Origin of the sequence: Halomonas sp. H33-56, from assembly GCF_040147035.1 — a bacterium.
GTDB classification, from domain to species: Bacteria; Pseudomonadota; Gammaproteobacteria; order Pseudomonadales; family Halomonadaceae; genus Halomonas; species Halomonas litopenaei.
In genome coordinates this window covers 1,080,388-1,102,480 of the sequence record NZ_JAMSHP010000001.1, presented here as the reverse complement: position 1 = coordinate 1,102,480, position 22,093 = coordinate 1,080,388, and the positions used below count along the sequence as shown (strand labels likewise).

The window sequence follows — 22,093 nt, the reverse complement described above, 5'->3', positions numbered from 1 at the left end:
AAGCGGCCTCACAGCGTGAACCAACGCCCCGCCGGCAGCGGCACATTGAGTACCAGCGCGAACAGGGCATAGAAGAAGGCCACCAGCATGGCGCCGGTCAGCAGGTGTCCGGCCAGGCGACGAGGACTCCAGCGCCGGTACTGCGCCACCACCATCAGCCCGACGAAGCTTGCAAGGCCGGTCAACAGGAAGCCGAGCCAGGGCAGCGCCAGGGCCCAGGCCAGCATGATTCCGACCAACGCCAGACGCCGCGGGGTCGAGCCGGAGCCCGAGTCCGAGCTCGCATCAGAGCTTGAATCAGAACTTGGATCAGAACTCGAATCAGAGCCCCGCTCATGGTTGGCCACCACCCCGCGCAGCCCAAGCTGCCCCAGGCGCAGCAGTCCCGCGACGATTACCACCAGCGAGATCACCGCAGGGAATACCGCCCCGAGCTGACTCATCTCACGGGTCTCCCACAGGCATAGAGCGGCGCCAGCGACGAATAGCGTCGGCAGCAGATACTCGCTTGCGCGGGAGCAGGAGGCCTGGATGGCGTGCTTCTTCTTGCCGGCAGCGCTGGTGTTGTGGCCAGTGCTCGTGTCGTGACCAGTGCTTCTGTTGTGAACAGCGCTCATGGCGACGCCTCCCCATTGATCGTCTTGTCCTGACGTCTTGCCTCACGCCGTGCCTTGACCATCGGGTAGAAGACGCTCAGCAACGACAACGCAATGATCGTCAGGCTGATCGGACCACCGAAGAAGGTAGCGAACAGCGATCCGCTGGCCCGCCCCATCAGGAAGCCCTGGACGAAGCCCTGCTCGGCAATGGGTCCGAGGATCAGCCCCAGCACGATGGGCGAGGGCCGAAAGCCGTAGCGATTGAGCACCCAGCCCAGCACCCCCAGGCAAAGCATGATCACCACGTCGCTGGCGCTGTTGCGGATGGCGTAGGTGCCGATCACCGTCATGAAGGCGATGGTCGGTACCAGCAGCGCCTTGGGAATGGAGATGATCGACTTGAAGGCGTAGCGCCCGATCAACAGACCCAGCGGCAGCAGCAGGCAGGTGGCCAGAAACAGCCCGGCGACGAAGGTGTAGGTGATGCCGGCGTTGGTGGTGAAGAGCTCCGGCCCGGTACGAAAGCCCTGCACCAGCAAGGCCCCGAGGATCACTGCATCCGGCGGCGTGCCCGGGATGCCCAGCACCAGGGTCGGAATGAAGCCGCCGCCCACGGTGGCATTGTTGGCGGCCTCGGTCGCCAGCACCCCCTGAGGATTGCCCTTGCCGAAGCTCGCCGGCTCGTCGGCCACCCGGCGTGCCTCCGAATAGGACACCAGGCTTGCAATCGAGCCGCCCGCCCCGGGCAGGATGGCGACACCGGTGCCGATGGTCGCCGAGCGCAGCAGGTTCAGCTTGCCCTTGATGGCGATCGCCATGCCCTCGCGAAAGCGCACCCCGCGCGACACGCCATCCACCTTGAGGTGAGCGGCGGGTGTTGCCACCAGATCGATCAGCACCGGAATGCAGTACAGGCCGATCAGCGCCGAGACCGTCTCGATGCCACCAAGCAGCACCGGCGAGCCGTAGGTGTAGCGGATATCGCCGCCGATCACCGCGACGCCCACGGTGGACAGCAACAGGCCGAAGCCCGCCCCCATGAACCCCTTGAGGGTCGAGTCCTCGGACAGCGCCGAGATCAGCGTCAGCCCGAAGATCGCCAGCCAGAAGTACTCCACCGGCCCGAAGCTGAGCGCGACCTGGGCCAGCAGCGGCGCCAGCAGCAGCAGCGCCAGCACCCCGACCAGCCCACCGACCACCGAGGCGATGGTCGACAGGGTGACGGCCAGATCACCGTCACCCCGGCGGGCCATGGGATAGCCGTCGAAGGTGGTGGCGATAGCCGAGGGCGTACCTGGCGTATTGACCAGTATCGCCGAGTAGGAGCCGCCGTAGATGGCCCCGGTATAGATGGCGCCGAGCATGATCAGGGCCGACTCTGGCGCCATGCCGAAGGTCACCGGGACCAGCACCGCCACCGCCATGGTGGCGGACAGCCCCGGCAGGGCACCGATGACGATGCCCGCCGTTACCCCGAGCAGGGCCAGCGCAAGATTGAGCGGCGACAGAGCGCCGAGCGCGTGAACGATAAGATCCATGGCGTTGACCTCAGTCGATCAGGCCGAGTTCTCGCGCGCTGGTCTCATACTGCTGGCTCTGTTCGGCCAGGAAATCGGCAACATCGTCATTGCCGACGTCCATTAACACGAAACCCAGATCCTCCATCTCCTGGCGGAACTGGGGATTCTGGTTGATCTGATCGAATATCTCGGACAACCGCGCCTGAACGTCTGCCGGCGTCTCGCTGGGCACCGCCATGCCACGATAGGCGCCGCCCACCATGTCATAGCCGAGTTCCTGGAAGGTCGGCACGTCGGGGAACAGCGGATGGCGCTCCTCGGCGGCCACCGCCAGCATGCGCACCTTGTCCTGATGGTTGGCAGCCACGGTGGTATAGCCCCACTCGGCCTGGACCTGGCCCCCCAGCAGAGCGGTGACCGCCGCGCCGGTGCCCTTGAAAGGAATGTAGGTGGTGGTGACGTCGGCCAACTGCTGGAAGCGCGTATTGGCCACGTCATTGGCACTGTAGGTACCGCTACCGGAGAAGGTCACTACACCGGGCGCCTGGCGCGCCGCCTCGACCAGATCTTCCAGGGTCTGGTAGGGGCTGTCCTCGCGGACCAGGATGGCGTCCGGCGAGTAGTGGAAGAAGTAGAAGTTGTTGACGTCCTCGGTGGCAAAACCGGCGTCCTTGCCCATCGGCTTGAGCACGATATGGGGCAGATTGGAGCCCATGATGGTATGGCCATCGGCGGTCATGTCGTTGAGCTGGGACCAGCCCACCGCGCCGCCGCCACCGGGCATGTACTGGATGATCAGCTGCTGGCCGGTGATCTCCTCGAAGTACTTCTGCTGCAGTCGGGCACTGATATCGGACTCGCCGCCCGGACCGAAGGGGATCACGTACTGCACGTCCTTGGCGGGAAAGTCCGCGGCGTCGGCGAGGGCCAGCGGGGCCACGAGGGTTGACGCCGCCAGCATCGCGGTCAGGGTCAGGGTGTGGGAAAGGCGCATGACGTTACTCCTGATGTTGTCGTTATGGGGTGGTCAGGATCTTCGCTACGAGCAACACGCTTTCATTGCTCGCCGTTCTTGCACAACCTTCTTTACTACAACGGCCTGCCCCTCCCGACGAACGGCGGGAGGAGCCGGTTTTTTTGCCAGATCGCCGCCTCGGGCGTTGGCTTAGGCGCTTTCGTACAGACGGGTCAGCACAAACTCCCGATGCCCCAGCGCCTCGGCGGCGGTATTGCGGCCATTGGCGGTGCGCAGCATCATTTCAAGCAGCTGATCACCGGCCTCTTCCATGTTGATCTCGCGCTTGAGGATCGAGGACACATCGACGTCGATGTGCTCGCTCATGGTGCGCACGGTGCGCGGGTTGGCGCAGATCTTCACCACCGGCAGGATCGGGTTGCCGATGACGTTGCCCTGCCCCGTCGGGAAGAAGTGCACCACGTAGCCGGCGGCGGCGCACAGGGTCACCATCTCGGCGGCGGCGGAAGACGAGTCCATGAACCACAGGCCCGGCTTGTCCGGCGTTTCGGCCTTGTCCAGTACGCCATCCACTTTGCAGCGACGGCCGATCTTCTGGATGTTGCCCAGCGCCTTCTCCTCGATGGTGGTCAGGCCACCTTCGATGTTGCCCTTGGTCGGCTGGGACTCGGACAGGTCGCTGGTCTTGTGGCGATCGATCATGTCGCTGTAGCGATCGAACATCGCCTGGAACTGTTCGCGCACCTCGGGGGTGGCGCAGCGCTCGGCCACCAGGTGTTCACCGCCGGTCAGCTCTGAGGTCTCGCCGAATACCAGGGTGCAGCCGGCGTCGTACAGCTTGTCGAAGGCGTCGCCCACGGTGGGGTTGGCGCCGCAGCCGGAGGTGGTGTCCGACTCGCCGCACTTGGTGGACACCCACAGTTCGCTGACGTCGCACTCCTCGCGCTGGATCTCGCTGGCGTACTGGACGAATTCCTTGGCCTTCTTGGAGGCGGCACAGATGGTGTTGTGATCACCATTTTGTTCGATCCAGAAGCCTTCGACCGGCTTGCCGGTGGCCTTGATGCCGTCCACCACCTTGTTGGTCCAGCCTGGCTCGATACCGATCACCACCACCGCCGCCACGTTGGGATTGCAGCCGGTGCCGATCAGCGTGCGGAAGTGCAGGTCCAGATCGGCGCCGAACTGCAGGCGGCCGTAGGGATGCGGCAGCGCCAGTGCGCCCTTGATGTTGTTGGCAACCGCTTCGGCGGCAGCATTGGAAATGTCGTCCACCGGCAGCACGATCACGTGATTACGGACCCCTACACGGCCGTTTTCACGCCGATACCCCTGGAACTTGCGACCCTTGATTTCCATGCTTACCACCTCTTTGTCTTGACGTTGTGTACGTGCAGGTGCTCGCCCTGCTTGATCGGCTGGACGACGCGACCGATATCGACGCCGTACTTCATCACGGTGTCGCCCTCATCGAGGTCACGAATGGCCAGCTTGTGACCGATGGGAATGGCGTCGCTCACCTCGAAGGTGACCGTCTGGTCCTGATGCATGACCCAGCCTGTCAGGGTCTGCCCCGCCTCGACGCCTTCGACCACCACGACCCCGACACTGTCGTCGGCATCGTGCACTACGAAATCGATGCTCATGCTGCCCCTCTCCTGAACGAATGTTGTTGACGTTGTGATATCGCCGGTTGGCCCTGGGCAGGTGTCGCTTGCTGCCCTCACAACTCATATATAGGACATAGGATATAGGTTAGTCAAGTATCAACTAGATTTCCCTCGAGCTATACTGGCGACGAAGAAACGGGCCTCGCCCAACGCAAAGAAGGAACCCGCATGGATCAGCCAAGCCTCAGCTACCGACCGCTCTACCAGCAGATCAAGGAGGTGCTGCTTCAGCGCATCGTCTCGGGAGAGTGGGCACCCGGCACCTTTATCCCCAGCGAGTCGGCGTTGGCCAAGGAGTATCAGGTCAGTGTCGGCACCCTGAGAAAGGCGCTGGACTCCCTGGCCAGCGACAACGTGGTGATCCGCTACCAGGGAAAGGGCACCGTGGTCGCCACCCACGATCAGGACAGCTCGCTGTTTCGCTTCTTCCACCTGACCCGGCTCGATGGCAGCCGCTCGCTGCCGACATCGCGCATCCTGGTGCGCGAAAGGCGCCCGGCCAACGAAGAGGAAATGGAGGTGCTGGGATTGGAGGACGCAGACGACGTCATCCATATTCGCCGCGTCAGGGAGCTCGACGAACGCCCCGCCCTGCTCGAGGACGTGGTGGTCGCGGCGACACGCTTTCCGACGCTGGAAAGCCTGCCGGAGACCCTGCCAAACACCCTCTATCAGCTGTATCAGCAGCGTTTCGGCTGCAACGTCAGCCACGCCGAGGAACGCCTGTTCGCGGTGGCGGCGGGCAAGGACGAAGCCCACCACCTGGAGGTCGCCGAAGGCAGTCCGATCCTCGAGATACGGCGGGTGGCAAGAGATATTCAGGAGCAGGCGCTGGAGTACCGAGTGTCCCGTTGCGAGACCCGGTATCACTGTTACTTCAACGAGTTGTAGCGCCCCGACCCAGCCAGGCTTGCTCGATTGTCGATGGCCAGGCAGCGTGGCTGATGTGGGCAGCCACTACTGGCCTTGAAGGGTCGATCATTCTCTCCCCCGTGGACGATATCCTGGCCACGGGGGAGCCTCTCTCATCAGCTTCTCTCCTCATCTACGCCAACGCAGCGCCCCGCCTCTAACCGCCACTTCCCCGCCCGACATACCGCGCGAGCCACTTCGTCACTCCCAGTTAGTTTGTACTGATCTTCTTACAAATCCACCACTTCCATTCATCCATCCATATCACCGATTCCCCCAGACAACCGATGATGCCTAATGTAGCCATAACCATTAGATAACGGTTCGCCGTCGCTCGCCCCGTACAAGTCCGACCCGAAGTTCGAAACACCTGAAGAGCGTTCCCGGACACGTTCTGGCGGAAGCGTGGGCATGGACACGCACAGGGAGCGCAAAGCAATGGAGAATGGCTCGGGCCGCTGGCTGGGATCACTGTTCGATACGGAACTCACGCAGGACGAACGACTGCTGAAACTCAGCGTCGGCAAGCATCCACTGATTCCCCATCGACTGGTGGGCAATGAGCGAATGTCCCACCCCTTCCGCTACACCCTCGACTGCATTTGCCAACGCGGAGATGTTGAGCTCAAACACCTGCTGGCAATGCCGGCCGAACTCGACATTCGCCAGGCAGACGGCAGCTATCAACGACGATCAGGCTTCGTCGATACGGCAGCGCTACTGGGAGAGGATGGTGGAGTCTTCTATTACCAGCTCGGGATAGTGCCCTGGCTGTCGCTCCTGCAACTCGGTCAGGACAGCCGCATTTTCCAGGACATGAACGTGCTGGATATTCTGGAAACGGTATTCTCGGCTTACGACATGGCCAACGGACGCTGGCTCATCCGCAGCCAGCGCCCGTATGCGGCCCGCAGCTATTGCGTTCAGTACCGCGAAAGTGACTTCCACTTCATCAGCCGGCTGATGCAGCAGGAAGGCCTCTACTACTTCTTCGAACACAGCGCCGATCAGGACCGCTATCCAGGGCATCGCATGGTGATCACCGACGACCTCACCGTCTGTCCGGCGGTCTCCCCCAGGGCGATTCGCTATCACCGTCAAGCCGCCACGGAGCACCAGGACAGCATCACTCAGTGGGGAGGTATCCGTCGCCAGCAACCGACCCGCATGACCATCGGCACCTGCGACTACCGGCAACCATCACGGCCCCGCCAATACGCACTGGATACCCTGCCCGACCAGGGAAATCTCAGTCCCCAGGAGTTCTACGACTATCCCGGGGCCTACTACTACGATACCTTCGATCGCGGCCGTACCCTGGTGGACAACCGCCTGCAGGCAGTGGAATCCCTGGCCAAGCGTTTTCGAGGCGCCGGCGGCACCCGACAGTTGCAGGCTGGCCATATCTTCTCGCTGGAACAGCACGAACGTCACCTGCACGGCGATGCCAGCGAGCGTGAGTTCGTCGTGCTCGACCTCAATATCCAGGCCGAGAACGCCCTGCCGGTATCCGCCCACCTCAGCACCCTGCCGGGCAGCCTGCAGCAAGCCCTGGATCAGGCCAGAAGCGCCCACGGTCTGCAGGACGAGAGCCCTCACCAAGACGACTACCAGCGTGCCGGCACCGGCCACTACCTGGTTGACTTCGAGGTGCAGCGCACCGTCGTGCCCTTTCGATCCACACTGGATCATCCACGCCCCGTTGTCGGCGGCCCCCACACTGCCATCGTCGTCGGCCCCGAAGGCGAAGAGATCCATACCGACCGCCTCAACCGCGTCAAGGTGCAGTTCCATTGGGATCGCAACGGACAGCACGACGATCGCTCGAGTTGCTGGTTACGGGTGTCCGAAGCCAATGCCTGCGCCAGCTGGGGGTCCGTGTTCGTGCCACGCATCGGCCAGGAGGTCATCGTCGACTTCCTCGAGGGCGATCCGGATCGTCCCCTCATAACCGGCCGGGTCTACAACGGTGATGCACAACCCGAGTGGCATTCCAACGGCCTGCTTTCGGGCATCAAGTCAAAGACCTACCGAGGCAGCAACTACAACGAACTGGTGTTTGACGACGCCACCGACCAGGAGCGTATCCGCCTCAACTCGGAACACGCCAAGAGCCAGCTCAATCTGGGCTACCTGATACATCAGCACGGCAACACGCGCGGGGACTTTCGTGGCACCGGCTTCGAACTGCGTAGCGATGCCTATGGCGCAATCCGCTCGAATCAGGGGCTGTTGCTGACCAGTTGGGGGCAGCTGGGGGCTGCAGGCGACCAGCTTGCGACAGGGCCCATCCATCAGGAACTGTCCAGCGCCTGGCACCTGTCCGATCGCCTGAGCAAGAGCGCCATGGAACACGGTGCCGATGTGCTGGAGACTCGCCTCGACCTCAAGCAGGCCGCCGAGGACACCCGGCAGATCTACGGCGAGCCAAACAGTTGTGCCGCCGACAGCGACGAGCAGTCCACCGCCGAGGCCGGCAGCCAGGCAGGCACCGGACAGGCATCCGGGCTCCAGCAACCCTGGCTGCATCTTGCCTCACCGGCCGGCATCGTCTTGAGTACCCCCGCATCGACACACCTCGCCCAGCACGAATCGTTCAGCGCCAGTTGTGGCGAAGACATCAACCTGGCCAGCCGACGCAGCCTGGTGGCCACTATCCGCGAGCGCCTGTCGCTGTTCGTGCAGCGAGCCGGCATCAAGCTGTTCGCCGCCCGAGGCAAGGTAGAGGTGCAGGCCCAGAGCGACCAGATGGCGCTGAGCGCGGAAAAGACCCTCTCCATCACCTCCACCGAGGGCAAGGTGCGTATCGAGGCCGCCCAGGGCATTGAGTTCATCAGCGGCGGAGGCGTCCTGCGCATCAAGGACGGCGATATCCAGATCCACGGCCCGGGTCTTGTCAGCCTCAAGGCCACCACGCACAGCTTGGCCGGGCCTTCATCGCTGGATCCCGCGCTTCCCTACCTGCCGGACTTCGCGCCGAAAATCTGCCCGCGCAGCAACGGCCAGGCCAGCAAGGACGGCGGCGGCATCGTGGAGGGCAACTGATGTCGAGCGAACCGGCAAGCTCAACTGACAACACACTCCAGCGCCTTCGTCTGCAGGCCAGCACCTCCAGGCTCTACGCACTGATCGATCCTTCCCAGGACGAGCGCTGGCAACTTTCCTGCGACGAACTGGAACTGGCGACCAGGCAGTTTCGCATCATCGCCAACCCCTTTATCGACCTACCTCCATGGCGGCGGCTCTACCTCAAACCGCTGGAGGTGCGGGACATCGACATCCCCGAGCTGGTAGCGCAGCAACGTAGCAGCCTGCCAAGCAAGCGTACGGAGCCAAGCGGGTTTTGCGCCTTGGTCACCTCGTCGGTCCTGTCGATCTCCCTGAGTCGGTGGATCGAACGCCAACTGACGGTGACCAGTCCCGAAGGCAAGACATGCCTTCTGCGTTTTTTCGATCCAAGGGTGATGGAGCTGCTCGCCTTTCTGCTGGAACCCGGTCAGAAAACCCTGCTATTGCACCCCTTCACCGGCTGGTTCTATTTCGACCACCAGCAGGTCCTGCGTGAAATGGAGATTCCCCGGGAGCCGCCTCCAGCGCCCTTTACCTTGTCACCGGAACAATGGGCCTCGCTCAAACGCAGCGGCACCATCAACCACCTGATCGACAAGTGGCGCTCGCTTGAGCCTGACAGTGCAGCGGAGGCATCACCAGAGCGTATCAACGCGCTGATGCGGACTGCTGAACGGCATGGACTCCACACGCCTGCCGACCAGCAAAGGTTTGTCCTGCATGGTCTCCACGTGGGGGATGACTTTCATCGACACCCCTTCATGCAGCGCCTGTTGGAAAGCATCGGTCCGAGCCAGCGCTACGGCGATCTGACCGCCGCCCTGCCGGTTGCCGAGTGGAACGAGATCTCAACCTGGACGAGGAATACGGCTCATGGTCAATCCAGACCTGCTCAAGCGGATTGATGACGCCTGCATCGATCTACCCGGCGTGCAATCAGGACAGTGCCCTCTGTGCGAGAGAGTGGGTCTCCCCATCCTGCCGGTGCGCTTGACTGTGTGTGAGCGCACCTCGTTGACCTCCGGCTTCACCGAGTTACCGGCGGACAGGGTAACGGAGTTCACCGATATCCGGCTCAACCAGGCCGTGACCGACCAGGGGACCTCACCACGCACGTTGGGAGAACCCGTACGCAGCTATCTGGGCGACACCACCGATAGCCAGGTCAGCAAATATATCCTGCGCCAGCTCAGACCCGGCTACTTCTATCTGCTCGACGACGAGAACACTCGCAATACCAGCGACGGCGAGACGACGGGAGATCGCGTCAACCACAATTGGTATGCCTATGTCGTCACGACCGACGGCATGTTCTATCAGTTTGCTGTCAGTGAGGCGCCCCCCTCCCCGGAACAACCCGAATTTGCCTGCGGGCTGAACGACGAGGAACGGCGCTTCAAGACGGTCAGCGCTTCGACCATCGCCCTGGACAGCGTCGACACCGCCACCAACATCTACTACCTGTACAGCGAGCACGCGCTTCCCATCACCTTTCTCAACCACCTGCGCACCGCCTCCCACAGTGACGGTCGGCGCCTGCGCGACGTAGCCATGCAGCGCTTCGACGTCGCCGCCTGGCGCGACAACAAGACCCAGCAGCCCTTCGCCTTCAGCGCCGAGGAGCTCTCGCTGGTCGCCGAGTACAGCGACAATGCCGCCGGCATGGAGGCCTTCTTCTGGCCCGATCAGAACAATCGCCAACTATTCACCCGCGAGGAACTGCGCCAAGCCATGGGACAGCGTCTTCGCGCCGCCTCGCAGCAACTAAAGGACAAGAGTCTGGTACTGGCGGTGCATGATGAAGTCGGCCTGATCAACGAACTCAACGCCTACCGCCAACGACCATTGGAGCTGCTCGAGGAGTTTCTTCAACAGTATGACCCCCAGGGATACCTCAATCGGCGCAACCTGCTGTGCTACAAGGCCATCGAGATCTTCGAGGAAAATTACCGAATACAGCGGCAGATTGCCCAGGCCCCCCTGAACCAGCGGATTGAAGAGGCCAGCCAACCGACAATCGACTCCAAGCAGCAACGGATAAATCAGATAGATCGGCAGATCGAAGCGATACGCTCCGACGGCGATCCCAACTGGCTAGATAGACAGCGGATCGAAACACTACGTATTGAAAGGCGCGACCTGCAGCGTCAGATCGATGCAGAAAGGAGGAGCATCGAACTGCTGACCCAGGAACCCGAGCAACTTATCTCCGCCTACAACAAGGAGCTAGCGGACTACTATACCTTGCCGGACGCTCCCGTAGATCCCGAGACAGGGAAACGCATCAACCCCGAGCTTGAAGACTTCAAGGCGAAGTACAAAGCGCTGGTGGAGCGGATCAATCAGCTGGTACGGGCCTTTGATGAGGACTACTCCCTGTGGGTCGAGGCACACCTTGATCGCGTCACAGTACGCTACTCCGACGATGTCTATGCACCCGGGCTGGGACTGAGCGGAGTACTCTCCAACGCACTGCTGGGCGGCATTCTAAGTGATGCCAGCAAATGGTTGTGGGACAGGCTAGCCAGCGCCATCGACTCAGCTGACTCATTGCTGATAAAGGCCATGTTCTCCAACCAGCGTCGCTTGATCGACGACGCCATTACCGTTCGCCAGGCGCTACCGGCCAAAGCCTACGTACCGCCCAGGGTCTTGCTCAGATGGCGGGAGCAGTATCGTGAGCTGCTGCATGGCGAGCGTGAGTTTCGCTACGACACCACCATGGCCGGACTCATCGCCACCATGGGCAACAGTCTCTACGCCCAGGCGCTACAGGACGCCTCCAAGGTCATTCCCGACACGCCACCGGACCCAAATTCTACCGCTGACGCGGACGCCGGCAACGATGGTGGTACAACAAATATCAACAGCAACAACAACGCGATCGACGCGGCAGACCTCCCATCCGTCAAGGCGCTGGAAAGTTTCAACCGCTATCAGCAGTTGATCATTACCGGCAGCTACGACGTGCAGCAGATCCAGGCGTCACAGGACGCCAATGACCCTGCCCAATACCTCCACCTGCCAGTGCTGGCGAGCGTTTCCGTCGGCCGCAAGGACTTCCACGACTGGCTGGATACGCTGACGCGCCAACTCTATCCCAAAGGCAAGGCCAACCCCGACGCCTCCGGTGCTCTGCAGTTCCACGAGGACGACGGCGTGGGAGGCAACTTCTCCGTCACCCATATCGAGAATGACCATCAAATCACCGTGGTCATCCCCATCGATACAACCGCCCCGGACTTCCTGGATCGCTACAACACCACTACCGATGACTTCGGCGAAGACGATATTGCAAAAAGCAACTGGAACGATCGGCAAAATGCGCGCGATCTAGGCAGCTACATTGCACAGGGCATCGGCGGCACCAACCACCCCGCCGTCGCAGGCCTCAGGAATACGTCCACGAGGGTTCAACTGCTGCTGATCTACTACAACAACTTCAGCATCCTCAACAGCGAATTTTCCTCAGGCGACGCAGACGGCATCCAGGTAACGCTTGCCTTGACAAAACTCATCATTGCCTCGGTCGACACCTTGCAATTCGCTGCCACTCTTTTGGCCAGTACCGACGGCGCCCTGGCATCGCTCGTCCGGCGCCTGCAGATCCTCAGGCTGCCAGGCGACGCCATCATAGGGGTACTCAGTATCGCGGATGGTCTAGACAAACGTGCCAACGCCCATCGGGCGGCCTTGTTGGGCCTGCCGGAGAGTATTCAGAATAAACACAGGACCGCCGGCAATATCGATGTTGCCAACGGTGTCGTCGCCTTGGTCATTGTCGTAGCTGTCGCTGTCGGGCCCATTAGCGCACCTGTCGCTCTTTTCGCGGGTGTTGCCAACGGGGTGGTTACCTCCGTTTTGAAACTCATCCTTGGGCCTGGACTCAACATCCTGGTCGCCTTCGCCGTCTCCTGCTGGGTGACCCGCTGCCGATATGGCGTTCGCGATGAGCTAGGCCAGGTACTGCCCTACGACTCCATGGAAGAGGAACAGAATGGCCTGGAACTGGTGTTCAAGGGCGTGACGGTGGAAATGTTGCTGCAAGAGCCAGATGACTACGAAAGCTATGGGGTGGTACCGACTCAAGGGCAATGGGATATCGTCAGGGAGCGCTCCCGTCAGCTACCACGCACACTTAGCATTCTGATCACCGTACCGGATTTGGATGAGATGGAGATTGGATTAAAACTGGAGCTTGGAGAGGATGATCAAAAAGAAACACTATTTCAAGAGGAATATATTAGAACGGAAGGTAGCGACACATTAATAAATAGGAAAGAAGACACCCCAAGTCTAGAGAATGACGATCGAGTTAGTATCTCAAAGAGCGGCAGCCTTTATGCCATAATTTTTAAAGATCTCGTTCATAGCAACCGACCACCAAAATTGCTTTCGCTTCACGTCAGTTTCTCTGGCTCAGATAGTCCAGCCGATGCCAATTCCGGAACATTCACGATGAGAATATAACCGTGCTATACATTCATCAACGCCTAGAAATCTTGATTTTATCTCTTCTGATGATAGCCAGCATTTCGGGCTGTGATGACGCCTCCACTTTAAGCTTTATAAAACTTCACACCACAACTATTGTCGAAATGGAAGGAAAACCTTATTTTATATCAAACTCACCCCAAAACAAATCTTACTGGGACTACTTCAACAACATAACAGAAGATCAAATGAAAGAAAGAAGTCGGAATGCAGATGGCGAGGCCACCTTTCTATTGGGCCTTGTTAACTTTGGTCAGATCATAGGGTTCGAGCGGCAGCCAAATACAAGCGAAGGCACGCAGCTACTTCAAGAGGCATGGAGACTTGGGGTTATAGATGCCGGATATTCTCTCTTCACTGTCTACTACAGGGGAATTGGCTCCCCAGTCAATAGGCCGCTTGCCCTCGCCTATCTCCAGGCATCGGCGGAGAGGGGCTATATTCTCTCCCAGAGGAAGCTGGGCCACGCTTACCGAGGCTCCAATCCTCGGGGCTTGGTGGAGGAAAATATCCAGCAGGCGCGAACCTGGTTTACCAAAGCCGCCGAACAGGGTGATGCCGAGTCCGCCACCCAGTTAGCCGGGATCTACCGGAAAGGTCTTGGTGTTCCTAAAGATGAACAAGCGGCCTTCGATTGGTTGAAACGCGCGGAAACCATGCCGTTTGAGGGACGTATCAGCCATAGCGGCCTTGCCATGTACTACGAACAGGGCATCGGCACCGAAGTAGATCTGGTACAGGCCTACAAATACTACGACCTTGAAGATCCTGCTGGAGCGCCAGATAAACGCCGCCTCGAGGCAATGATGACACCGGAGCAGGTTCAGGAAGCCATTCGCCTTTCACGCGAGTGGCAAGAGGAACACGGTGTTTTCGTACCAAGTTACTATGGACTTGAGTATCAACCCGACGGCAGTTTTAAGTGACACTGACGACACTTAAGAGACCTTCCACCGGTACCGCCAACCGGCGGTTCTTCGGGGGCAGCTCTCTATGTCACCGTAAGAACCACCACCGTCTTCGTTGGCGCGGAGATCATCGAACGCGGTGCTTTGTTCACCGTTCCAAGAAAGCGGCTTGCCCTCAACCCTCACCGTATACGCTGCGCGAGCTGTCTCCTGCTGTGTGACCCGCTGCCGATATGGCGTTCGCGATGAGCAAGGCCAGGTACTGCCCTACGACTCCATGGAAGAAGAACAGAATGGCCTGGAGCTGGTGTTCAAGGGCGTAAGGGTGAAAAGGGTTGTTGAGCACCACACCTAAACTTAGATAGTCCAGTCGGCGCCAATTCCGGGGCATTCACGATGAGAATATAACCGTGCCACACATTCAACTGCGCCTAGCAACTTTTGTTTTATCTCTTCTGACAATAGCCAGCATTTCGGGCTGTGATAACGCCTCCACTTTAAGCTTTATAAAATCTCAGACCACAACCATTGTCAAAATGGAAGGAACGCCATACTTTACTTTAAACACACCCCAAAACAAATCATACTGGGACCACTTCAGTAACATAACAGAAGATCAAATTAAAGAGAGAGCCAGCAACGGAGATGGCGAAGCCACCTTCCTATTGGGTCTTGTTTACTTTGGTCAGATCATAGGATTCGAGCGGCAGCCTGATACGAGCGAAGGCACGAAGTTACTTCAAGAGGCATGGAGGCTTGGCGTTATAGATGCCGGTTACTCTCTCTTCACCGTCTACTACAAGGGAATTGGCACACAAGTCAACAAACCACTTGCCCTGGCCTATCTCCAAGCATCGGCGGAGAAAGGCTATATTCTTTCCCAGAAAGATCTTGGCCATGCCTACCGTGGCGCCGATCCTCGGGACCTGGTGGATGAAGATATCCAGCAGGCGAAAATCTGGTTTACCGAAGCCGCCGAACAGGGTGATGCCGAGTCCGCCACCCAGCTTGCCGGCATCTACCGAGAAGGAACTGGTGTCCCTAAAGATGAACAAACAGCCTTTGAGTGGCTAAAACGCGCGGAAGATATGCCTTTTAATGGATTTCTGAGCCACCGAGGCCTTGCCAACTACTACGAACATGGCATCGGCACCGAGGTAGATCTGGTTCAAGCATATAAGTACTACGACCTCCAGGATCCTGCTGGAGCGCCAGACAAACGCCGCCTTGAGGCAATAATGACTCCTGAGCAGGTTCAGGAAGCCATTCGCCTTTCACGCGAGTGGCAAGAGGAACACGGAGTTTTCGTACCAAGTTACTATGGACTTGAGTATCAACCCGACGGCAGTTTTAAGTGACACTGACGACACTTCAGAGACCTTCCACCGGTACCGCCAACCGGCGGTTCTTCGGGGGCAACTCTCTATGTCACCGTAAGAACAACCACCGTCTTCGTTGGCGCGGAGATCATCGAACGCGGTGCTTTGTTCACCGTTCCAAGAAAGCGGCTTGCCCTCAACCCTCACCGTATACGCTGCGCGAGCTGTCTCCTGCTGGGTGACCCGCTGCCGATAGGGCGTTCGCGATGAGCAAGGCCAGGTACTGCCCTACGACTCCATCGAAGAAGAACAGAGTGGCCTGGAGCACCAGCCGGATGGTAGCTACAAGTAGCAAGAATGCTATTTCTTCGTTTTATATGTTCGTTTCCCTGACCCGGTACTACCACACATCCAGTTTTTGGGGACGCTTCGACACTTGATATAGAGGTATGCTGTCTACCTTACATATGTGAAGTTCACTCAGAAAAAAAGGAGCCTTGATAAACTAGCCGTAACTTATTACAGGAAGTAAACTACACAAAGGAGTGTGTAATGCCTAAACGTCCTATTTCCATATCAATCATCTGCTGCGCCCTGATGATATTTTCCACAGTACAATTTGGGTTAATGATGAGAGGCTATGAAAGCATCGACTTTACCATAAAAATGCATATGATTGGGCTGCCTAGGGGAATGCAGTCATTATTACTAACCGTTAATGCTACTATGCTACTATATACAGCAACGATGATATTCGCTCGTCTAAAAAGAGGGAGAAATATCTTTGTATTCTGGCACGGCTTAACTCTTCTGTTTTTGTTTTTCATTAACTTCGACAAATCAATAACAAATTTATTATTGTTGTTTTTTATAATATCTACCTTTTTCCTATATCGTCAAAAAGCCAATATCTATTTCAATTCTCTTGTCTCATGACGGTATCATCATGAGAAAATTATTTGGTATTCTCTTTCTAACGATCTGCGCCTTTTTTGTATATACAGTGGGCCTGCTGGCCTTCTTCGATGTCCCAGAAACCGGGAATGTAAAGTTTGAAGTAATGGGGGAATATTGCATACCTCTGGCAGGATTCCTGTTACTTGGCCTGGTGGTATACCCTGGGTCAAACTGGATGACATTGTCAGGCATCACGCTACTATCAGGGCAGGCAGTCAATGTCTTTATTACTTTTCTATTGATATCGTTCAAGCGATCGGAAGAGCTTTCAAACGTTATGGACACAAGCGCTTTCGATTATTTCAGCGACTATCTCTCCGGCTTCTCGATAATGATCGGCGTCGCTTTGCTTGGCGTCATTCTGCTTGCTTTGGGGCGCGTATACAGAAAATCACACGAGGCTCTCGATGGAGTGCCGCCGTAAATTCACCAGCAAAGGGAATCGGTGACGGTTATCGATAGAGCGCAAAAAGCCGGCATCACTGCCGGCCTTTTCTGTTGCGCCCGTCGCTTGGGTCAGGCGACCTGACGATCAGTCACCGAAGGGATTGCGCAGGACGATGGTCTCGTTGCGGTCCGGGCCGGTGGAGATGATGTCGATGGAGGTGCCGACCTGCTCCTCGAGGAAGCTGATGTAGGCGCGGGCGGCGTTGGGCAGGTCCTCGACGCGCTTGACGCCCAGAGTCGACTCGCTCCAGCCCGGCAGGTCCTGGTAGACCGGCTCGATGGCCTCGTAGCCTTCGGAGTCCACCGGGTTGTCGAGCACTTCACCGTCCTTGCTGCGATAGCCCACGCAGACACGGATGTTCTCGAGGCCGTCCAGTACGTCGAGCTTGGTCAGGCAGATGCCGGATACCGAGTTGATCTGCACCGCGTGACGCAGCGCCACGGCATCGAACCAGCCGCAACGACGGGCGCGACCGGTGGTGGCACCGAACTCGTGGCCCTTCTCTGCCAGGTGACGGCCGTGCTCGTCGAACAGCTCGGTGGGGAACGGACCAGAGCCGACACGGGTGGTGTAGGCCTTGGTGATACCCAGCACGTAGTCCAGATACAGCGGGCCGACGCCTGAACCGGTAGCGGTGCCGCCGGCGGTGGTGTTGGAGCTGGTGACGTAGGGGTAGGTACCGTGGTCGATGTCCAGCAGCGAGCCCTGGGCGCCTTCGAACAGGATGTTCTCGCCACCCTTGCGCAGGTCGTGGACCAGGCTCACGGTGTCGGTGACCATCGGACGCAGCTCTTCGGCCATCTCCATGGCGCTTTCCAGGGTCGCCTGGAAGTCCACCGGCTCTTCGCCGTGGTACTTGGTCAGCACGAAGTTGTGGTAGTCCAGCACCTCGCCCAGCTTGGAGGCGAAGCGCTCACGATGGAGCATATCGCCCAGGCGCAGGCCGCGGCGGGCGACCTTGTCTTCGTAGGCCGGACCGATGCCGCGACCGGTGGTGCCGATCTTGGCGATGCCACGAGCCTTCTCGCGAGCCTGATCCAGGCGCACGTGGTAGTCGAGGATCAGCGGACAGGCCGGCGACAGGCGCAGGCGCTGGCGCACCGGCACGCCCTTGCTCTCGAGCTCGCGGATTTCCTTGATCAGCGCCTCCGGCGACAGCACCACGCCGTTGCCGATGACGCAGGTCTTGTCCTCGCGCAGCACGCCGGACGGAATCAGGTGCAGGACGGTCTTTTCACCGTCGATGACCAGGGTGTGGCCGGCATTGTGACCGCCCTGAAAACGCACCACGGCGGAGGCGGACTCGGTCAGCAGGTCGACGACCTTGCCCTTGCCTTCATCGCCCCATTGGGTACCCAGTACGACTACGTTCTTGCCCATTGCAGTTCTCGTCTCTTCTTGGTTGCGCCTTGGCGCCACAGTCGATTAAAGCGCCACGCCCCGGCGCCCCGGTATTGCTTGCCAGGCAGTGCCAGGCACTGCCGATCGGATCATGTCGCCAGCGGTTCGAGCACCCAGCGCTGGTCTCGGGCCACCAGCTGCTCGCTGCAGCCGTGTCCCGCCGCGCGCTGGCCGGGCAGTCCCTGGATCACCCGGCGCCCCTGACGCCTCAAGGCCTGAACCGCCTCGTCGAGGCCCTCGGCGTCACCTTCCGCCGGCGCCCAGACGCTGTCGCTGGCGGCCTCGCTGGAGGCCAGCGTCGCCAACAGCTTCAGATCCATCGAGAAGCCGGTAGCTGGCCTGGCGCGACCGAAGGCACGGCCGGTGTCGTCGTAGCGCCCGCCCTTGGCCAGGGCTTGACCGTACCCCGGCACGTAGGCGGCGAACATCATGCCAGTGTGGTACTGATAGCCGCGCAGCTCGGCCAGGTCAAAGTAGCAGGCCACCTCGGGGTGTTCGCGATGCACGCCCTGATACAGCTCGCACAGTTTGTCCAGGGCGTCGTTGACCGCCTGGGGCGCCTCGGCAAAGGCCTCACGGGCCTGGTCGAGCACCTCGGGGCCGCCGTGCAACTCGCCCAGGGTGCGGAACATGGCCGCCAGAGCGGGATCGCTTACCGCCCTGGACACCTCTGCCTCTAGCTGCCCCGGCGACTTCAGCGCCAGCGCCGCGGAGATGGCGTATTCGGCCTCGGCGTCGAGCTCGGCGACCTCGACCAGGTTGCGGTAGATGCCGACATGGCCAAGCGCCAGGTGCACCTCGCCGGCGCCGGAGGCCGAGAGGCTCTCCAGCGCCAGGCGCAGGATCTCGAGATCCGCCGCCAGGCTGGCGCTGCCGAACAGCTCGACACCGACCTGGACCGGGCTGCGCCCGCCCTGATGCTTGTCGGCCTTGGCTCGCAGCACATTGGTGCAGTAGCACAGACGCACCGGCCCTTCGCGCTTGAGCGAGTGGGCATCGATGCGCGCCACCTGCGGCGTGACGTCGGCGGTCACCCCCATCATGCGCCCGGTGAGCTGGTCGGTGAGCTTGAAGGTCTGAAGGTCGAGATCGGTGCCGGTGCCGGTCAGCAGGGAGTCGAGAAACTCCACCGGGGGCGGCATCACCTGGTCGTAACCCCAGAGATGGAAGAGGTCGAGCAGCGCCCGGCGCAGCTCCTCCATACGACTGGCCTGAGGTGGCAGCACCTCGTCCATGCCGTCGGGCAGGAGCCAGCGGTCAGCGATGGTCATGTCGATATCCTGCTTGGTCGATATCTTGCTTAGACGGTGGGCCTGGTCCGCGCGCACGCAAAACCTCGCGCACTGGTGAAATCCGGGAACTCATCTTGGAGCGGTCTCGGAACTTCTGGCGTGCTGGCGAATGCGTCGGACGGAACGATGTCGGGAATGACGGCCACAAAAAAACCGGGCCACGCCCGGTTTACCGATTCTATCACGTTTGGCCGCCAGTTGAACCCCGCAAGGGCAGCATTCGCCCTTGCGGTCGGCGGCCAGGGGCCACCGCTAGCCCTGGGGCTGGCTGCCAGCTCCCTGGGGATCGGCGCTCTTGAGGTAACGGAAGAAGTCGCTGGAGGGATCCAGCACCATCATGTTGCCCTCGCCGGCACCGAAGGAGTCGCGATAGGCGTTGAGGCTACGCCAGAAGCGATAGAACTCGGTATCGCCCTCGTAGGCGTCGGAGTAGATACCGGCGGCCTCGGCGTCACCCTCACCACGCAGGGTCTCGGCACGCTCGTTGGCCTGGGCCAGCAGTACCTGACGGCGGCGATCGGCGTTGGCGCGAATCCGCTCGGACTCCTCCTGGCCCTGGGCACGCCACTCGCGGGCCTCACGCTCACGCTCGGAGCGCATGCGATCGTACACCGCCGAGGACACGTCCTCGGGCAGGTCGATACGCTTGACCCGCACGTCGAGGATGGCCACCCCGATCTCTTCGCGCATCAGCTTGTCGAGCTCCTCGGTGGGGCCGGACATCAGCTCGTCACGCTTCTCGGAGATGATCTGCTGCAGGTTCAACTGGCCGAACTCGTTACGCAGGCTCTCGTCGACCCGCGGCTGGATCAGGCGAACCGCCATCAGTTCGTCGCCGGCCGTGGCCTCGTAGTAGCGAGTGGGGTTGACCACCTGCCACTTGACGTAGGAGTCCACGATCACCGCCTTCTGCTCCTGGGTCAGGTAGCGGCTGGCGTCGGTATCCAGTGTCAGCACCCGGGTGTCGAACTTGCGAATGGTCTGGGTGATCGGCACCTTGACGTGCAGGCCCGGCTGGATATTTTCCTCGATGATCTCACCGAAGCGCAGCTTGACCGCACGCTCGGTCTCGTCGACCACGTAGAGGCTGTTGCTGGCCAGCCAGGCGGCGGCGGCCAGGCCGCCGACGATGAGCAGGGATCGATTATTGATCATTTAGCGACCCTCCCGCTGAATACCGGTGTCACGACCGTTGCGGTTCGAGCTTGAATTGGAGGCCGCGTTGGCGGACTCGGCACGGATGCGCTCCAGCACCTGCGGATCGAGCTGATTCTCGGCGTCGGCAGCGGTGGACGTGCCCAGACCACGGCCGATACGGTCCATCGGCAGCACCATCAAGGGGCCATCCTGATCGACGTCCACCAGTACCTTGTTGGTCTGGCCGAGCACCTCGGAGATGGCGTCGAGGTAGAGACGCTCGCGCATCACCTCGGGGGCATTGCGATACTGGGTCAGCAGTGCGGTGAAGCGGTTGGCCTGACCACGCGCCTCGGCGACCACTGATTCGCGGTAACCCTGGCCCTGCTCGACGATACGCTGCGCCTGACCCTGAGCCGCCGGGATGATGGCGTTGGCGTAGGCCATGGCCTGGTTGATCGTGCGCTGACGATCCTCGCGGGCACGGATGACGTCATCGAAGGCATCCTGCACCGCATCGGGCGGCGAGGTGGACTCGACGTTCAGGGTCACCAGACGGATACCGGTACCGTAGTTGTCCAGGTAGGTCTGCAGACGGCTGGTCACGGCACTGCCGAGGATCTCACGACCCGAGGTCAGGATGTCGATCATGTCGGTGCCACCGACCACGTGACGCAGCGCCGAGTCGAGGGCGTTTTCCAGCGACAGCTCGGGATCACGCACGTTAAGCACGTAGTCACGCGGCGCTGCCACCTGGTACTGGGCCGAGATCTCGACCGAGACGATGTTCTCGTCCTGGGTCAGCATCGACTGGGTCTGGCTGACCGAACGCACGCGGGTAACGTTGACCATGCGCACGTCGTCGATCAGCGGCGGATTCCACTGCAGACCCGGGGTGACGACTTCCTGGAACTTGCCGAAGCGCAGTACGACGCCACGCTCCGACTGGTCGACCAGATAGAAGCCGCTGGCCGCCCATACGGCGAGACCGATGATGATCAACAGTCCCGGCAAGGCGAAGGTATTGCGCGGGCGATTGCCACCGCCCTTGCCGCCACCCTTGCCACCGCCGCGCTTGCCGCCGCGGCCGCCGAGCATGCCATTGAGCTTGTCCTGAAACTTCTTCAGGGCCTCATCGAGGTCGGGGGGACCCTGATTGTCGCCACCGCGGTTGCCACCGCCCCCATTACCGCCACGGCGCCCCCCGCCACTCCAGGGGTCGTGCTGGTTGCCGTTGCCGCCACCAGGCTCATTCCAGGCCATACGTCGTCTCCACTCTGTGCCCCCGCCTAGACGAGGCGCATCGATTGCGATCCTTGGAAAACACTGCATACATTGCTGCGCTCGGCATCTCGGCCGCCGGCGGTGCTCAAGGTTCTCATTTGACCCTG

At 60.3% G+C, this 22,093-nt stretch carries 16 protein-coding genes; 7 read left to right on the top strand and 9 right to left on the bottom strand.

The window, feature by feature from the left end; all coding sequences use genetic code 11:
* Nucleotides 1-8 precede the first annotated feature (8 nt).
* The 5 genes from NFH98_RS04965 to NFH98_RS04945 form a co-directional block, all read right to left on the bottom strand.
* A complete protein-coding gene (locus NFH98_RS04965) occupies nt 9-617 on the bottom strand; it encodes a tripartite tricarboxylate transporter TctB family protein (RefSeq protein ID WP_108131466.1) in 609 nt (202 codons plus the stop codon).
* Nucleotides 614-2,137 (bottom strand): tripartite tricarboxylate transporter permease, encoded by a 1,524-nt coding sequence (locus NFH98_RS04960; RefSeq protein ID WP_045993110.1) that lies wholly within the window; start codon nt 2,135-2,137, stop codon nt 614-616. The genes NFH98_RS04965 and NFH98_RS04960 overlap by 4 nt, the downstream gene beginning before the upstream one ends.
* A 10-nt stretch (nt 2,138-2,147) precedes the next feature.
* Nucleotides 2,148-3,113, bottom strand: coding sequence for a tripartite tricarboxylate transporter substrate binding protein (locus tag NFH98_RS04955; protein WP_124802590.1), 966 nt, complete (start codon nt 3,111-3,113; stop codon nt 2,148-2,150).
* A gap of 171 nt (nt 3,114-3,284) precedes the next feature.
* On the bottom strand, nt 3,285-4,454 hold the full coding sequence (locus tag NFH98_RS04950) for a UxaA family hydrolase (protein WP_045993108.1): 1,170 nt from the start codon (nt 4,452-4,454) through the stop codon (nt 3,285-3,287).
* Between the two features lie 2 nt (nt 4,455-4,456).
* Nucleotides 4,457-4,741, bottom strand: coding sequence for a UxaA family hydrolase (locus NFH98_RS04945; RefSeq protein WP_045993107.1), 285 nt, complete (start codon nt 4,739-4,741; stop codon nt 4,457-4,459).
* Nucleotides 4,742-4,933: 192 nt separating this feature from the next.
* On the opposite strand from NFH98_RS04945, the gene NFH98_RS04940 reads away from it, so the two are divergent.
* The 7 genes from NFH98_RS04940 to NFH98_RS04910 all read left to right on the top strand — a co-directional run bounded on the left by NFH98_RS04940 (nt 4,934) and on the right by NFH98_RS04910 (nt 16,848).
* On the top strand, nt 4,934-5,656 hold the full coding sequence (locus tag NFH98_RS04940) for a GntR family transcriptional regulator (protein ID WP_349622301.1): 723 nt from the start codon (nt 4,934-4,936) through the stop codon (nt 5,654-5,656).
* 459 nt (nt 5,657-6,115) lie between these two features.
* Entirely contained in the window at nt 6,116-8,722 is a 2,607-nt protein-coding gene (locus tag NFH98_RS04935) for a type VI secretion system Vgr family protein (protein WP_108449805.1), read from the top strand.
* Complete coding sequence (locus NFH98_RS04930) at nt 8,722-9,651, top strand: DUF4123 domain-containing protein (RefSeq protein ID WP_108449806.1); 930 nt, start codon at nt 8,722-8,724, stop codon at nt 9,649-9,651. Before NFH98_RS04935 ends, NFH98_RS04930 begins: the two co-directional genes overlap by 1 nt.
* Entirely contained in the window at nt 9,620-13,216 is a 3,597-nt protein-coding gene (locus NFH98_RS04925) for a T6SS effector BTH_I2691 family protein (RefSeq protein WP_287162863.1), read from the top strand. Before NFH98_RS04930 ends, NFH98_RS04925 begins: the two co-directional genes overlap by 32 nt.
* 2 nt (nt 13,217-13,218) lie before the next feature.
* Nucleotides 13,219-14,166 carry a tetratricopeptide repeat protein gene (locus NFH98_RS04920; protein WP_124802596.1) on the top strand — a complete coding sequence of 316 codons (948 nt, stop codon included), beginning with the start codon at nt 13,219-13,221 and terminating at the stop codon, nt 14,164-14,166.
* A gap of 392 nt (nt 14,167-14,558) precedes the next feature.
* Nucleotides 14,559-15,506: a tetratricopeptide repeat protein gene (locus NFH98_RS04915; RefSeq protein ID WP_124802598.1), complete on the top strand. Its 948-nt coding sequence runs from the start codon at nt 14,559-14,561 to the stop codon at nt 15,504-15,506.
* A gap of 907 nt (nt 15,507-16,413) precedes the next feature.
* Entirely contained in the window at nt 16,414-16,848 is a 435-nt protein-coding gene (locus tag NFH98_RS04910) for a hypothetical protein (RefSeq protein WP_108131458.1), read from the top strand.
* Between the two features lie 108 nt (nt 16,849-16,956).
* Here NFH98_RS04910 and NFH98_RS04905 read toward each other — a convergent pair whose 3' ends face one another.
* The 4 genes from NFH98_RS04905 to hflK form a co-directional block, all read right to left on the bottom strand.
* Complete coding sequence (locus NFH98_RS04905) at nt 16,957-18,252, bottom strand: adenylosuccinate synthase (RefSeq protein WP_045993100.1); 1,296 nt, start codon at nt 18,250-18,252, stop codon at nt 16,957-16,959.
* 110 nt (nt 18,253-18,362) lie between these two features.
* Entirely contained in the window at nt 18,363-19,544 is a 1,182-nt protein-coding gene (locus NFH98_RS04900) for an ATP phosphoribosyltransferase regulatory subunit (RefSeq protein WP_045993099.1), read from the bottom strand.
* A 273-nt stretch (nt 19,545-19,817) separates the two neighbouring features.
* A complete protein-coding gene (gene hflC, locus NFH98_RS04895; RefSeq protein ID WP_045993098.1) occupies nt 19,818-20,720 on the bottom strand; it encodes a protease modulator HflC in 903 nt (300 codons plus the stop codon).
* Nucleotides 20,721-21,965: an FtsH protease activity modulator HflK gene (hflK, locus tag NFH98_RS04890; RefSeq protein WP_108131457.1), complete on the bottom strand. Its 1,245-nt coding sequence runs from the start codon at nt 21,963-21,965 to the stop codon at nt 20,721-20,723.
* Between the last annotated feature and the right edge of the window lie 128 nt (nt 21,966-22,093).

Bases quoted from the DNA above. Each gene is read 5' to 3' on its own strand.
- NFH98_RS04965 (WP_108131466.1), bottom strand. From the start codon at position 617: ATGAGCGCTGTTCACAACAGAAGCACTGGTCACGACACGAGCACTGGC.
- NFH98_RS04960 (WP_045993110.1), bottom strand. From the start codon at position 2,137: ATGGATCTTATCGTTCACGCGCTCGGCGCTCTGTCGCCGCTCAATCTT.
- NFH98_RS04955 (WP_124802590.1), bottom strand. From the start codon at position 3,113: ATGCGCCTTTCCCACACCCTGACCCTGACCGCGATGCTGGCGGCGTCA.
- NFH98_RS04950 (WP_045993108.1), bottom strand. From the start codon at position 4,454: ATGGAAATCAAGGGTCGCAAGTTCCAGGGGTATCGGCGTGAAAACGGC.
- NFH98_RS04945 (WP_045993107.1), bottom strand. From the start codon at position 4,741: ATGAGCATCGATTTCGTAGTGCACGATGCCGACGACAGTGTCGGGGTC.
- NFH98_RS04940 (WP_349622301.1), top strand. From the start codon at position 4,934: ATGGATCAGCCAAGCCTCAGCTACCGACCGCTCTACCAGCAGATCAAG.
- NFH98_RS04935 (WP_108449805.1), top strand. From the start codon at position 6,116: ATGGAGAATGGCTCGGGCCGCTGGCTGGGATCACTGTTCGATACGGAA.
- NFH98_RS04930 (WP_108449806.1), top strand. From the start codon at position 8,722: ATGTCGAGCGAACCGGCAAGCTCAACTGACAACACACTCCAGCGCCTT.
- NFH98_RS04925 (WP_287162863.1), top strand. From the start codon at position 9,620: ATGGTCAATCCAGACCTGCTCAAGCGGATTGATGACGCCTGCATCGAT.
- NFH98_RS04910 (WP_108131458.1), top strand. From the start codon at position 16,414: ATGAGAAAATTATTTGGTATTCTCTTTCTAACGATCTGCGCCTTTTTT.
- NFH98_RS04905 (WP_045993100.1), bottom strand. From the start codon at position 18,252: ATGGGCAAGAACGTAGTCGTACTGGGTACCCAATGGGGCGATGAAGGC.
- NFH98_RS04900 (WP_045993099.1), bottom strand. From the start codon at position 19,544: ATGACCATCGCTGACCGCTGGCTCCTGCCCGACGGCATGGACGAGGTG.
- hflC (WP_045993098.1), bottom strand. From the start codon at position 20,720: ATGATCAATAATCGATCCCTGCTCATCGTCGGCGGCCTGGCCGCCGCC.
- hflK (WP_108131457.1), bottom strand. From the start codon at position 21,965: ATGGCCTGGAATGAGCCTGGTGGCGGCAACGGCAACCAGCACGACCCC.